This window comes from Pseudomonadota bacterium (genome assembly GCA_018242545.1).
Classification (GTDB): Bacteria; Pseudomonadota; Alphaproteobacteria; order 16-39-46; family 16-39-46; genus 16-39-46.
In genome coordinates this window covers 1-13,882 of the sequence record JAFEBT010000054.1, presented here as the reverse complement: position 1 = coordinate 13,882, position 13,882 = coordinate 1, and the positions used below count along the sequence as shown (strand labels likewise).

Below are 13,882 nucleotides of genomic sequence, written 5' to 3'. Positions count from 1 at the left end.
TTGTTGAGGTTTTATGAAGAAAATCTTTGCGGCAATTTCTTATCTTTTTATGTTTGCGTGCAAGCTTTTTACAGTGTTTTTTCCAGTTTTGGCTTCCTTTCTTTTTACGTGATAGTTTCTTTTGTGAGCATTTAAGAGCATTGCTATACTTTTTTAAACTGTTGAGAGCAGGAATCTGGTCCCCATTTGAGAGTGTTGCAAAGTAGGCAATTCCTAAATCAATCCCAGCCATTGAGGTGGATGGATGAACAGACGTTTCAATCTCTTGCTCCACTTGAAAGCTTATAAACCAATCTCCTCCCTCATAGGAGATCGTGACATTTTTAAGCGTTCCAATAACATCTCGACTTTTCCAGTACTGTACCCATCCAATTTTAGGCAAATGAACACGCTTATTTTTTTGATCCAGAGTAATTTGTTTTGCATCTGGGAAACGACATGTTTCTCGTCTTCCACGCTTTTTAAATTTTGGAAGTCCCGCTCCTCTTTTAAAAAAATTGACATAGGACTTTTCCAAATCCATCAACTTTTGTTGGAGAATTTGAGCAGGTGCTTCTTTTAAAAAAGAGATTTCCGCGTCCTTTTTCCAAACAACAAGATAACGCACTAATTCAGGATAACTCAATTTCCTTTGCTCTTTTTCATAAAGTTCTTTTTGAAGAACAAGGGCTTTATTATACGTAAAACGCGCACAGCCCATATAGTTCCGCAAAACTTGGGTTTGAGAAATGCTTGGTTTTAATTTAAATTGAAACGTCTTTCTAATTTTCATTCAAGTATGCTAATGAATTTTTTGTACAGAATCAAGATCATGAGCTCAGAAAAATGGAATGTTGACTAAATTTTTTTTCTGAGTAAGATTTATGAGTTCTTCAACCTACTTTAAAATCGGCGCTCTCATCTCTTCTCTAAAGAAAAGAGTTTTCAAGCGCCTCATTATAAAATCAATGTCTCTCTTATGTTTTTTTTAAATCTAATAATGAGTTTTGTTTATGCGCCCTTCTTCCCGACGTTCCAATGAGCTCCGAGCTGTTACCCTTGATATTCAATGTTCTAAATATGCAGAAGGCTCTTGCTTAATTCAGTTAGGAGATACACACGTCCTGTGTCTTGCAACCATTGAAGACCGTGTTCCTCCTTTTCTAAAAAACACAGGAAAAGGTTGGGTTACAGCTGAATATGGAATGATTCCACGCGCAACCCATGGCCGAACAGATCGAGAAGCTTCCAAAGGAAAACAAACCGGAAGAACACATGAGATTCAAAGACTTATAGGAAGGTCTTTAAGATCTGTAACAGACATGGGCGCTTTTGGAGAACGTCAAATTCGATTAGATTGTGATGTCCTACAAGCAGATGGCGGCACTCGGACGGCATCTATTACAGGAGCTTACGTTGCACTTTATCTTGCTTTTCAAAAACTTTTGAATGAAAAATTGATTTCCACCCATCCTTTAAAAGATTTTGTTGCGGCCGTTTCCTGTGGAATTTATGAAGGAGTGGCTGTGTTGGATCTTGATTACAATGAAGACAGTGTTGCTCAAGCAGATGCAAATTTTGTTCTCACAGGGCAAGGAAGCATTATCGAAATTCAAGGCACAGCTGAAAAAGAGCCTTTTGAAGAGTCTCTCTTTTTAGAAATGCTTGCGCTCGCACGGCAAGGGACACAAGAACTCATTGCAGCCCAAAAAAAAGTCCTTCTTCCTCATCTTTTAAGTATTTAATTTTTGAGCTAAAGACGCATGGATCCTTTAGCACTTTATATTCACTGGCCTTTTTGTGTCTCGAAATGCCCTTATTGTGATTTTAATTCTCACGTTAGAGAACGGGTAAACCACACCATATGGACACAGGCTCTTCTTCAAGAACTTCAAACAGCTTCTTTAACTCAAAAAAGACCGCTCAGTAGTATTTTTTTTGGCGGCGGAACCCCCTCCTTAATGGAACCTCAAACCGTTTACAGTTTAATTGAAGAAGCAAAAAAATTATTTGGATTTAGCTCTCACATTGAAATTACCCTTGAGACGAATCCAAACTCTTTTGAAACTCAACGTTTCTTAGATTTTAAAAGTGCAGGCATTAACCGCGTTTCTATTGGTATTCAATCTTTTGAGCAAGAAGCCTTAAAGTTTTTAGGACGAGCTCATTCCTTGGCTGAAGCTTATTCTGCCCTTGAATCTGCCCAAAAAATTTTTGAACGTGTTAGTTTTGATCTCATCTATGCACGTCCTCACCAAACTCTAAAGCAATGGGAAGCTGAACTCTCGCATGCTCTCACGTTTTCTCCAACCCATCTTTCTCTTTATCAACTCACTTTTGAAGAAGGAACAGTTTTTGAAAAGAAGCTTAAAAAAGGGGATATTAAAGCCCTCAGTGAAAATATGTCTTCTCTTCTTTATGAAAAAACACAAGAAATTATGAATCATCATTTTTTACCTGCTTATGAAGTCTCAAATCATGCTCAAAAAGGACAAGAATCACGGCATAACTTATGTTATTGGAACTATCATGATTATATTGGAATTGGCCCAGGCGCCCATGGGCGTATTAGGGAAGAGCATAATGAAAAAAAAGGAAATTATGCAACTCAAAACCTTAAACTTCCTGAAAAATGGCTTGCAGGTGTTCAAAAAGAAGGACATGGCCTTGAAACAAAACTTTGTTTAGAAAAAGAAACAATGTTTGAAGAAGCTCTCCTTATGGGAATTCGTCTCAGAGAAGGAATTGTTCTTGAAACACTCAAGAGAATTTCAGAAACCCTATTGAATTCTCTTCTCGCACGCCCCTCTTTAAAAATTCTAGAACAAGAAGGATTTTTAGTAAAAACACCCACACATCTTAAAGCAACATCTAAAGGAATGCCTATTTTGAATGCCATTCTTGCTTATATAATATAGCCTCCTAATGCCAGGGGCGTTGGGAACAACTCATCTTGAAATTTTCTTCTTTAAAAAGAAATAAAATTTCAAATAGTTTCTTCCTTTTGAGCAACCAGAAAGTAAACAGATGGGAAACGTGACTTTGTGTGAAGGAGGAGATCTAATAAATAGAAAGGGAAAACAAATAAGATAAAATTCAAAGAATTTATAAATTGTTTCCATAAAGGAATATTAAACCCCAAAAAGGTAAAAGCAATATTAAAAGGCTCGATGAAGGTTGAAAAAAAGCCTCCAGATGATTGAAGAGTAATAATTTTAAAGCCAGAATCTCCAAGCATTTTCTTTAATCCAAATTCTGTAAATCTGTAATAATCATGAGGGAGCCCATGAAGGTAATAGAAAAAAGGAACACCAATTAAGAGTTTTCCTTTTGCATGCAAAATACGATCTAATTCTTGAAGAGCTTTTTGAGGATCTTCTAAATGTTCTAATACTTGATTACAAAAAATACTATCAAAAGATGCATCATCAAATTTTAGATCATTAATATCATATCGATAATCTAAACTTTTATGATTACTAAATTTATCTACTGAAACATAAGATATACAATGTTTTGTAAGATCCTTTTTATAAAGCATTGTTCCTGCGCCGACATCTAACAACTTTCCCCTCATATATTTCGCAATAAGAAGAAAAAGAGCCTTATGCATTGCATATCCAATCGGGGTTAATCTCCATGTCCAAAAAGTTTGATGAGAGTCCTCTTCTCGAGATGTTATTTTTTTCCATTGTCTTTCTAAAAAATGCACCATCATAGTAAAATCTTCTCCTGAAAATTTTTTAGATCTACTTGAATTTGATTGAAAAAATTAGTATCCGATTTTAAAAAAAAGAACAAGGATTGTTTTTTCTTTACACTTGAACAACCTGTGTCAAAATGGTTATATATGCTTAAGCTTGCTTTTGTTTCATTACGCACCCTTTCTTACTCTATCCACAGTATAATTGTTTCACATAAATTTTACGGATCCGTGTGATATATGCCCTCTAAAAACCTTGATAATTCACCTCCTTCTATCTCTCTTTTTTACAATGAAAAATGGTCAAATACAGTCTGGGAAGATATGGTTCTTTATTCTCCCATTAGTCGGCATATTAACCGATGGATTCTAAAACTTATTCATCTTATGCCAGAAAAGCCAAAAACCATTGTTGAAGTTGGGTGTGGAAATGGAAAGCTCTTAACATATCTTCACAAAAAACTTAATATGGTCACCTATAGCGGGTCTGACATTTCAGAAGTTGGGATTCAACAGTGTAAAGAAAAATTTCCCAGTGGCGATTTTTTACACCAAGATCTAACAAAAGTAGAAAATCCTTTTCATAAAATTTTTGATCTTTGTATTTGTTCTGAAGTTATTGAACACTTAGAAGACGATCAAGCCGCCTTTGAAAGTTTCTCCCTTATGGGACGCTATGTTATTTTAACAGTTCCTGCAGGTCCTCTTGATGAAATGTCCAAAGGAATGGGGCATTATCGACATTATTCAGGGGAAGAACTTGAAAAAAAACTTCATAATGTTGGATTCGAGATTGTTTATAGAAAAGAATGGGGAGCTCCCTTTGCTTATCCTCTTTACTCATCTCTTCGAAATAAGATGGGAATGTCATATGTTACAGGGCACTATAAATGGCATAAGAAGATTTTAACACATTTCCTTTATTCTATTTTTCATCTTAACGATTTTTTTAATTTTGGAAATCAGCTCTTTATTTTAGCTCGTAATACAAAGTTTGCATCCCACTCATGATTCCTCAAAAAAATCGTCCTCTTAAGCTTGCTTTTATTTGCCATGAATTTCCTCCGATTGGAGGAGGAGCTGCAACAGCACTTGATCAACTTACAAAAAACTTAGCCTCTTTAGGACATGAGATTCTTGTTCTTACAATTGGTCCTAACAGCACCTCTTCTTATCCCTCACTTTCAAATCGTAAAATTGTGGCTCTTGCAAACATTCGAAAAAACCCTTCTTGTCCCTCTTTATTGGAATTTATTGCTTCATATTTCTTTATAAGATTTAAATCTTCTTTCTACTTAAATAACTTTAAACCGGACGTCATTATATCTTTTCTTGCATTTCCTGCAGGGCATGCAATACTTCCCTATATTAAACGTAAAAAAGTTCCTTTTGTTGTTTCTATCCGAGGCGTAGATGCTCCTGGATTTTACGAAAATCGCTTAAAAGGACTTGTCAAATTTCTTATACCTTATCTTATAAAACCTGTCCTTTATGCGTCAAATCTTGTTTATACCAATGGACAGCATCTAAAAGATCTTGTTGAACAATCTTTTAAAAATCTTCCTCTTGTGAATCTTCCTAATGGAGTCCATGTTCCGCCTTCATTCGATGTCTCTCAAAGAAATTTTGAAAGATTAAATCTCATTTTTGTAGGACAACTTATTCCCCGAAAAAGAGTTATAGAAACCCTAAAAGGGGTTATGCTATTTGCTCAGCATACAACTCAACCCATTACACTAACCTATGTTGGAACAGGAGAACTTGAAGCTGAACTTCGCAAAATAGCTAAACATCACCCTCCTAATCTTCAAGTTATTTTCAAAGGATACATGCCACGCTCCGACCTTTTCTCTCTTTATAAACAACAACATGTTATGATGCACCTTTCTCATGATGAGGGCGTGTCAAATACTCTTTTAGAAGCTTTTGCGCAAGGCCTTGCACTCGTCGTCTCTCAAAATGTTGTTTATGAAATGAATATTTCAAAGAATTTTCCTGGAAAAATTCTCTCTTCGTTTTCAGCTGAAGAAATTGCGCAAAATTTACAGGAACTCTTCTCAGATTCCAAAAAACTAAAAAGCTTTTTTCAAATCTCAAAAAAACATGCAGAAAATTTTTCTTGGCATACACATACGCAGATTTTCTTAGACCATATTCAGAGGATTTTATGAAGAAACCTTTTATTTATTTTTTAAAATTTATGGTCTCAAGTATCTTAATTTTTTGGATTCTCAAAAAAATTAATTTTAACGACTTTAAACATACCTTTTCACATATTTCACTTCATACCCTTTCTTGGATTATATTTTTTGCAATTTTACAAACCTACTTTATGGGATTAAGATGGTACTATGTTCAACAAAAATTTATGGATTCTGTCTCTTTGAAAACATCTTTAAAGTATATTTGGATGGGGCAATTTTTTAGCCAATTTATGCCAGGTGGCATGATTTCTGGTGATATTATCCGAGGCTGGTATCTAAAATCAGCCCATTTAAATCTCAAAAAAATATCTCAGATAATCATCCTTGAGAAATTTTTTCTCATTATTGGAATCATTTTATTTTGCCTGCCTTATTGTGCTTTTCATTTTCCATCTCTCTTAATCCCAATTACTTTCTTAGCTCTTGGGGGGATTTGGTATATTTTTAAAAAAAGACTTCATTTTAAAAATGTTTGTCCTATTTTTATATGTACGATTATTATAAATGGATTCGCCTGTCTAAATTTATATTTTTTAATGCAGGACTTTAATCCACACATTTCGCTTCTTTCTGCTTTCATCTTCATGCCTGTTATTACGTTTGTTGGAACATTTCCCATTTCATTTGGAGGGTGGGGAATTAGAGAAGGAGCAACGATTTATTTCTTAAAAGACTTAGGCTTTTCAAGTGAAGTTTCCTTAACCATTAGCTTGGCTCTTGTTTTTTCATCTTTTATTTCTTCCCTTCCAGGACTTTTTACATGGATTTCTATTCGAAACCAAAAATCTCATAGGAGCAGTTAATGTGCGGCATAACAGGATTTTGGGATTTTAATCATACAAGAACGACAGAGATGAATAGAAACATTGTACAGAACATGGCCGATGCCCTCATGTCACGAGGGCCCGATGCCTCTGGAATCTGGCAAGATGAAAAATCAGCTCTTTTTTTTGGTCACAGAAGACTCTCTATTATAGATCTTTCTGAACATGGCGCTCAACCCATGATCTCTTCTTCTCAAAACTATGTTATTACTTATAATGGAGAAATTTTTAATGCTCCAGAGATTCGCTCTGAGCTCCTAAATTATGGAATCTCTTTCAGAGGGTACTCTGATACAGAAGTTATTCTTGAGGCTTGTGAAAGATGGGGTATTGAAGTTGCTTGTAATAAATTCAATGGAATGTTTGCTTTTGCTCTATGGTCAAAAAAAGAACAAAAGCTTTATCTTGTTCGGGACCGAATAGGAATTAAACCTCTTTATTGGGGAATACAAAATAATATTTTGTTTTTTAGCTCTGAGCTTAAAAGTCTTAAAAGTCATCCTACTTGGTTTCCTCATCTCTCTCTCGAGGGGCTTGGCCTTTATTTAAAATATAATTATATCAAAGCACCTTATACAATTTTTGAAAATATGTTTAAGGTTAATCCTGGTTGTTACGTTGAAATTGATGCAACAGGACATTCAAAAGAAATACCTTTTTGGAAACTTTCTGATCACTTTATACCTAAAAAAGAATATGCGTCAATGACACCAGCTGATCATGAGATGTTTTTAACCTCTCTTCTAAAAGATTCTGTCAAAAGAAGAATGGTCTCCGATGTTCCCATTGGAACTTTTTTATCAGGCGGGATTGATAGTTCCCTTGTTACAGCGTTAATGCAAGAATCTTCAATCACACCCATCAAAACATTTTCCATTGGATTTGAAGAAGATTCCTATAATGAAGCTCCTTATGCAAAAGCGATTGCTGATTATCTTAAAACAGATCATCATGAACTTTCCATAAGCTCACAAGAAGCACGTGATGTCATTCCTCATCTTTCCCATATTTATGACGAACCTTTTGCAGATGCTTCTCAAATTCCAACCATTCTGGTCTCAAAATTAGCGAGAACAAAAGTCACTGTAAGCCTCTCTGGAGATGGTGGAGATGAATTATTTCTTGGATACGATAAATATCAAATTGGTGAAAAATTATATAACGCTCAAAAGTTCTTTCCAAAAATTTTTAAAGATCTCCTATCAGGCGGGCTGAGTCATTTTTCTCCTTCTCATTGGAATCATATTATATCCTTAGCCCCTAAACGTTATCAATTTTCTAATCTTTCTGAAAAGTCACATAAAATTTCTGATGTTTTAAAAGCTAAAACGCCTCTTGATTTTTTTCAATCTCTTGTGAGTATTTGGGATACTCCGCAAAATATTCTTAAACCACATCTTAAGAATCTTCCTTCTCTTTATCCCCCTGAAACAATTTCTTTTTTAAAAGATCTGTTAACGCTTCAATCTTATGGAGATCTCAAAACCTATCTTCCCGAATGTATTTTAACAAAAGTTGATAGAGCAAGTATGAGTGTTGGACTTGAAGCACGTGTGCCGCTCTTGGATTATCGCATTGTTGAATATGCAGCACATCTTCCGTCTTCTCTTAAGTTTTTTCATAAATGTCCCAAATATCCCTTACGTAAAATACTTTCAAATTATATTCCACCATCTCTTATGAATCATCCCAAAAAAGGATTTTCTGTTCCCATCGGCGTCTGGTTACGTGGGCCTCTTAAAGACTGGGCAGAAGATCTACTTTCTGAAAAATCCTTGGCTGAAGGAAATCTCTTTAAACCTGACATTATTCGCTCAAGATGGCGTGCGCATTTATCTGGAAAAGCAAATTTTGAGTATGCACTTTGGGGAATTTTAATGTTTCAGCAATGGCGCCATTCTTCAAAATATTCTCTTCCGTCTCTTTAGAATTTTGATAAATATGCCGTTATTAAAATTAAAACCAAAAGGTAGATAAATAAGTTAATAAAAGGATGTCTCATGGTCAGTAAATCTTCTTCCTCTTCCTTTTCTGAACTTTTTCGTTCCTCCTCGGTTCAAATCTCATTTTTAATTTATATTTGTATTCAAGGTATTCTTTTATATCAAAGTGATGTAAATTCTTCCCTAATGGGAGATGCCAGTATGTATTATGAAAATTCTCTCAGCTTTCTTGAAAAACGGCCTTATGCGTTTTTTGACCGGCTCCCTTTCTATCCATGTGTTCTTTCTTGTATTCTTTGGATTTTTGGAAAAAACAATCTTACCTTTTGTGTGATATTTCAATTTATACTTCATATTGGACTTGCTTTTTTTGCTTTTAAAATTGCAAATTTAATTCTTCCAAAATGGAAAAACAGCGTCTTTATTTTGGTCCTTTTAAATCCTTGCAGTATTTTTCATACACATGTCTTAATTACAGAAACACTTTATGCTTTTCTTTTTGGTGTCGCCTATTACTGGCTTCTTAAAGGAGCCTCTCAAAAACATTGGCTTTCCATTCTTGGAAGCGGGTTATTTGTAGGACTCATGGCATTGACAAGACCAGAAGCCAAATTTCTCCTTTATCTCTTACCTTTTGCAGTCTTTTATTTTTTTATTGTCTTTCATCATTTGAAGCAAAATTGGAGGAGTCTTTTTTTTATCAGTTTGTTTGCATTTGGAATCGGGTATTTAATAACAATGCCTTGGCAAGTTTATCTCTCTCACCAAATATCTCACCATAACATTGATCCTTCTCAAAAACAATTTGATCATATTAGTTTTACTCTTGCCATTTTAGAAAATCTCGCTCAAGGAAAAGATGATCTTATCGAAACATATACATCTATTGTTATTCCAAAGGGAGATGAAGCCTTTCTAAAACTCCCAAATCATTCAGAAATGACCCTTCATGAAAAACATAATTTTCTGAATCATTATTATTTTAAGCAACTTTTGACATATTCTCCTTCGCTCTATGCACGCGCATTTTTACATTCTTGGTCAATGATTTATCTTGCAAGTGGCTCTCAAATTTTGATGAATCTTCTTCATCAAGAAAACTCTATCCCTAAGGATTTCCAGCATAAACCAAATATACTTAAAAATATGATCCAACAAATAAAAATGACACCTCTCTCCTTTTCAATCACTACCTTTTTGTTTCTTATAAATTTTTTTCTTAGAATTTTAGATCTTGTTGGCCTTTTTTCCTTGTTTATCAACAAGCATTATAAATTCCTTTTCGTCTCGGTGCCACCTGTGTTATTTGTAACTTTCATCTCGCTCTTCGATGGACAAAGCAGATCACGTCTTTCTCTTGAACCAATTCTAATGATTTGGGCTGTTTATGGTTTTATACTTCTTAAAGAAAAGGGCTTTAAGATTTTTAAAAGGATATCTTCATGAAAAAAATTGTTATTCTTATCCCGGCCTTTAATGAAGAATTAACGATCTTCAAGACAATTAAAGCCTTAACAGCTCTTAGAGAAAAACTAAAAGCCCCCAATTATAATCTTAAAATCATTGTGATTGATGACGGATCAACAGATAACACAAAAGAAGAAGCAAAGCGTGCTCTTGCAGATGATGTTATTTCTCATCCAAAAAACCAAGGATTAGGAGCGGCTGTAAGAACAGGACTTGAAGCAGCATGTTCCTATAATGCCGATATTGCTGTAAAATTTGATGCAGATCTTCAACATGACCCTTTTGATATTCTTCCTCTTATCCTGCCTCTTGAAGAAAATAAGGCAGACATTGTTTATGGCCATCGTTTTAATCGCATAAGCTACAAAATGCCTTTTATAAGACGCATTGGGAATCGAGTTTTTACAGGGCTCATGCGTTGGCTTACTGGCTGGGACTTAAAAGATAGTCAGCCTGGCATCTTTGCTGTTAATGGAAATTACCTAAATGTCTTTAGAATCCCACGGGATTATAATTATACACAACAAATTCTTCTAGATGCTGCCTGCAAAAGAATGCGATTCTTTCATGTCGATGTTTCTTTTAAAGAGCGTAAGCATGGAAAATCTTTTGTTTCTTTAAAATATCCTTTTAAGGTCTTTCCACAATTATTTTGGGTTCTCGTGGGCGTGAGACCTTTAAAAATTTTTATTCCTGTTGGTCTATTTTTTATTGGATGCGCCAGTCTTGTTTTTGTCTATCAAGTTGTCCAATATCTTTCTGGCATTACATCAACCCCCGTCGTTAATGTTAATTTTGTTTTAGGCTTTGGACTCTTTGGGTTGCAGGTTCTTCTGTTTGGTGTCCTTGCGGAGCTTCTCGCAGAAATTAGAAGTCTTATTGCACATTTCAAAGATCCCAACAAAAAATAGAAGCTCTTCAATGAAACTTTTTTATTTTAAATTCGTTCTTTTTTTCTTATTAATTTTTTCTTTTAGCATTGAAACTATTTATGGTCTTGAGACTGAATGGTCTTCGGAGGGAGATGGTTTTTCAAAAGTTACATGGAAAGGTGTCTCCTTCGCATCACAAAAAGAAGATCCCACCCTTTGTTTTTTGAAGGCCGTCGGAAGCCTTTATCAAGGATTAGAAAGCTCAGAAAACCTTTTTAATCCTTCTCCAAATTTTGCAACCTTAACAATTGGACTTGTTATTAAAACATCTAAAGAAACCCAAGTTTTTCATTTCCCTGTCAAAGATCCAAAAAACCAATATATTATCTTTAGCAGCAGCAATAGAGGTGTCTATGGAAAAGATCTCTTACGCGACGTTGCTGAATATTTAGAGATTCCGAGTGAATGGTCGATTTATAGTTATGGAGATCTTTATAAAAATTCTGACCCTTTCCTCATTCGTCAAAAAGCAGGAAAAGACACTCAAATACATTCCGAAGATCTCATGGCAATTTTTATGAATTCTCCAGATGGAAAAAGATTTTTAAGAAGGTGTTTAAAAACGATAAAAGAATCCTTAAAAGAAGAAGAAAGCCTCGAAATTGTTGGAGGGGAAGCACGTATTTATAGCTTTTGGGATGTGTGTGAAGGTTGTCTTACCTCTCTCAAATCTTCTTGTCTAAAAATCTTTTTGCCTGATCAAGCAATGGCTGATTCTTTTGGTTTTTTACGATCTGCTTCTCCTTTTTATCTTTTAAATACCTTCTCAGAAATGCCGTATTGTGGAAACCCACCTGATCTCACAACAAAACCAAAAATCATAAATTCACAAAATACTGACTTCTTTTTAATCGTCTCAAGCAGACGTCAAAAAAAAATTTATGAAAATCTTTTTTCATTGCTCCTCGGAGAATTTAAAGATGACGTAACAAAATATACCCCTTCTCCTCTTCCAACCCCTAAAAAGAGACGCGCCATTGAAAGTGATGATGAGTTCCTCGATCAAGACATTTCTCAAAAATCAGAAGTTACAACACCAGAACCTGTTCTTAAATGGATGGGCATGTCTCTCTTCCACCCTCAAAATAGAGAGGTTTTTTTCAAAGCAGGTCTTTCAGATGAAGATCTTTTAACGTTTTGTTCCAAGGCCCTTCTTCCCCAGTTTTGGGGGTATCCTTTTGCGCATCATTATGGATGGGAAAGTTGGGAAGCCCTAAAAAAAGAAAAACGTATTCAAAAAACCTCCTTCCCTTTTTTATCCCCTTATGAAAAGGGGAGCGAGAAAACACCCAACCCACCCTTTTTACTTTTAAGTGGAGAAAGGTCCCAAGAGAAAAGTAAAAGACACGTATGCGATTTACAAAGAAAATGGCTTGCTTATAACCCTTACAAATATGCTATTCCACACTTTGGATGGAGTGAAATTGCAGTTATTGATGTTGAAGAGGGTGTGGGGCTTACCAATGTTGGAGAAAAAGCACAATGTCAAATGTGTGGAAATACCAAACTTGTTCATCTTCATCATGTTTTTCATTCAAGGGCTGATCGGCATTTGTTTGTAGGAAGCGAATGCGTACAATTTATGACGCTAAAAAAAGAAGAGGTTCTTGAGAATCTGAAAATATCTTCCGTTTTTTTAGACAAAATTTTATCCTCACAACCAGAAAAGAAAGGCCAAAAAAGAACAAGATTAAAGCTCCCTTCCCATGACTCTGACGAAGAAGATACTTCAGAAAATGAAGCTGTTTCACTCCTTCTCTCTCTCTAAGAAACAAACGCTTTAAAAAGTAAAGATAAATCTTCAAAAAAACAACGAGAAAGCCAGCTTCTTGAAGATTCTGGGGATGATTAAAAATGATGCCATCTATGGGATCTGTTCCGAAATAACCAAAATTGTTTGTGTCCGTTTAAAAACTCTTTTTCCTAACAGCGAGCTCATTTTATCAACTTGGAAAGGAGAAAATACTGATGGAATTTTATATGACCGCTTGATTCTCAACGAAGATCCTGGCGCTGTTTGGTTTGATTTAGAAGATCCAAATTTTACAAATAACTGTAATCGTCTTATTGTCTCAACACGCGAAGGAATTAAGGTTGCACGTAGAAAATATGTTTTGAAAGTTCGGTCCGATCTTTTTATCTTTTCAAAATCATTTTTGAATTATTTTTATAAATTTCCCTTTTATGATCCAAACTTTAAATATGTTAAAAACAGAATTATTGCTTTTCCCTTAGATACAATTAAAGGGCATAAAACGCCAAATTTTATACAAATACGACCTTATCACATTAGCGACTGGGCATATTTTGGATATAAAGAAGACCTTTTAAATCTCTATGATATTCCGCTTACAAAAGAACCCGCGTTTTCACAATATTTTTTAAATCATCCAAAAAATTTTCCTGATATTCATCCCGCACGTCTTTGGAAAATGCCCCCTGAACAATATGTAACCGTAAGTTTCTTCCAAAAGTTTTTACCTCTAAAATTTGAACATATGAGCGATATTTCTGATAATAATATTGAACGGTCAGAAAAACTTCTTGCAAATAATTTTCTTGTTTTAGACCAAACTCAATTTTTTCTTTTTTCCTTAAAATATGCCCGCCTCCAACTATTGTTTCCTCCTCTTTTATCAACAACAGCAATTTTCTTTCATACGTGGCTTCAAGATTATGACCATACCTGCTGTGTTCCATTCTTCAAACGTCATTATTTTAGAATTTTAAGGCGCACAATATGTTTTAAAATTTTGAATTTTTTCTTAACTTAAAGTCAGTTCGATATAAGAAATGAGGAATAATTATTAAAATTGTTAAGCTTATGAAA

12 protein-coding genes are annotated in these 13,882 nt (G+C 34.7%); 10 read left to right on the top strand and 2 right to left on the bottom strand.

Annotated elements, in window-relative coordinates; all coding sequences use genetic code 11:
• Positions 1-772: transposase (locus tag JSS34_06965; GenBank protein ID MBS0186061.1), on the bottom strand; the 772-nt coding region annotated here is incomplete at its 3' end.
• Between the two features lie 220 nt (positions 773-992).
• Here JSS34_06965 and rph point away from each other — a divergent pair.
• Both rph and JSS34_06955 read left to right on the top strand, forming a co-directional pair.
• Positions 993-1,724, top strand: coding sequence for a ribonuclease PH (gene rph / locus JSS34_06960; protein ID MBS0186060.1), 732 nt, complete (start codon positions 993-995; stop codon positions 1,722-1,724).
• An 18-nt stretch (positions 1,725-1,742) separates the two neighbouring features.
• Positions 1,743-2,897: a coproporphyrinogen III oxidase gene (locus JSS34_06955; GenBank protein MBS0186059.1), complete on the top strand. Its 1,155-nt coding sequence runs from the start codon at positions 1,743-1,745 to the stop codon at positions 2,895-2,897.
• Positions 2,898-2,965: 68 nt separating this feature from the next.
• Here the strand turns inward: JSS34_06955 and JSS34_06950 are convergent, their stop codons facing one another.
• The gene (locus JSS34_06950) at positions 2,966-3,697 is read right to left on the bottom strand and encodes a class I SAM-dependent methyltransferase (GenBank protein ID MBS0186058.1); all 732 of its coding nucleotides are present in this window, start codon (positions 3,695-3,697) and stop codon (positions 2,966-2,968) included.
• A gap of 225 nt (positions 3,698-3,922) precedes the next feature.
• Between JSS34_06950 and JSS34_06945 the strand changes: the two genes are divergently transcribed.
• The 8 genes from JSS34_06945 (at position 3,923) to JSS34_06910 (ending at position 13,826) form a co-directional block, all read left to right on the top strand.
• Entirely contained in the window at positions 3,923-4,693 is a 771-nt protein-coding gene (locus JSS34_06945; protein MBS0186057.1) for a class I SAM-dependent methyltransferase, read from the top strand.
• On the top strand, positions 4,690-5,853 hold the full coding sequence (locus JSS34_06940) for a glycosyltransferase family 4 protein (protein ID MBS0186056.1): 1,164 nt from the start codon (positions 4,690-4,692) through the stop codon (positions 5,851-5,853). Before JSS34_06945 ends, JSS34_06940 begins: the two co-directional genes overlap by 4 nt.
• The gene (locus JSS34_06935; GenBank protein ID MBS0186055.1) at positions 5,850-6,689 is read left to right on the top strand and encodes a flippase-like domain-containing protein; all 840 of its coding nucleotides are present in this window, start codon (positions 5,850-5,852) and stop codon (positions 6,687-6,689) included. Before JSS34_06940 ends, JSS34_06935 begins: the two co-directional genes overlap by 4 nt.
• On the top strand, positions 6,689-8,638 hold the full coding sequence (asnB, locus tag JSS34_06930) for an asparagine synthase (glutamine-hydrolyzing) (GenBank protein MBS0186054.1): 1,950 nt from the start codon (positions 6,689-6,691) through the stop codon (positions 8,636-8,638). The genes JSS34_06935 and asnB overlap by 1 nt, the downstream gene beginning before the upstream one ends.
• Positions 8,639-8,710: 72 nt before the next feature.
• On the top strand, positions 8,711-10,099 hold the full coding sequence (locus JSS34_06925; protein MBS0186053.1) for a hypothetical protein: 1,389 nt from the start codon (positions 8,711-8,713) through the stop codon (positions 10,097-10,099).
• Complete coding sequence (locus tag JSS34_06920) at positions 10,096-11,031, top strand: glycosyltransferase family 2 protein (GenBank protein MBS0186052.1); 936 nt, start codon at positions 10,096-10,098, stop codon at positions 11,029-11,031. The genes JSS34_06925 and JSS34_06920 overlap by 4 nt, the downstream gene beginning before the upstream one ends.
• 10 nt (positions 11,032-11,041) lie before the next feature.
• Positions 11,042-12,820, top strand: a complete 1,779-nt coding sequence (locus tag JSS34_06915; protein MBS0186051.1) for a hypothetical protein — start codon at positions 11,042-11,044, stop codon at positions 12,818-12,820.
• 76 nt (positions 12,821-12,896) lie between these two features.
• Positions 12,897-13,826 (top strand): hypothetical protein, encoded by a 930-nt coding sequence (locus JSS34_06910; GenBank protein ID MBS0186050.1) that lies wholly within the window; start codon positions 12,897-12,899, stop codon positions 13,824-13,826.
• Positions 13,827-13,882: the final 56 nt, after the last annotated feature.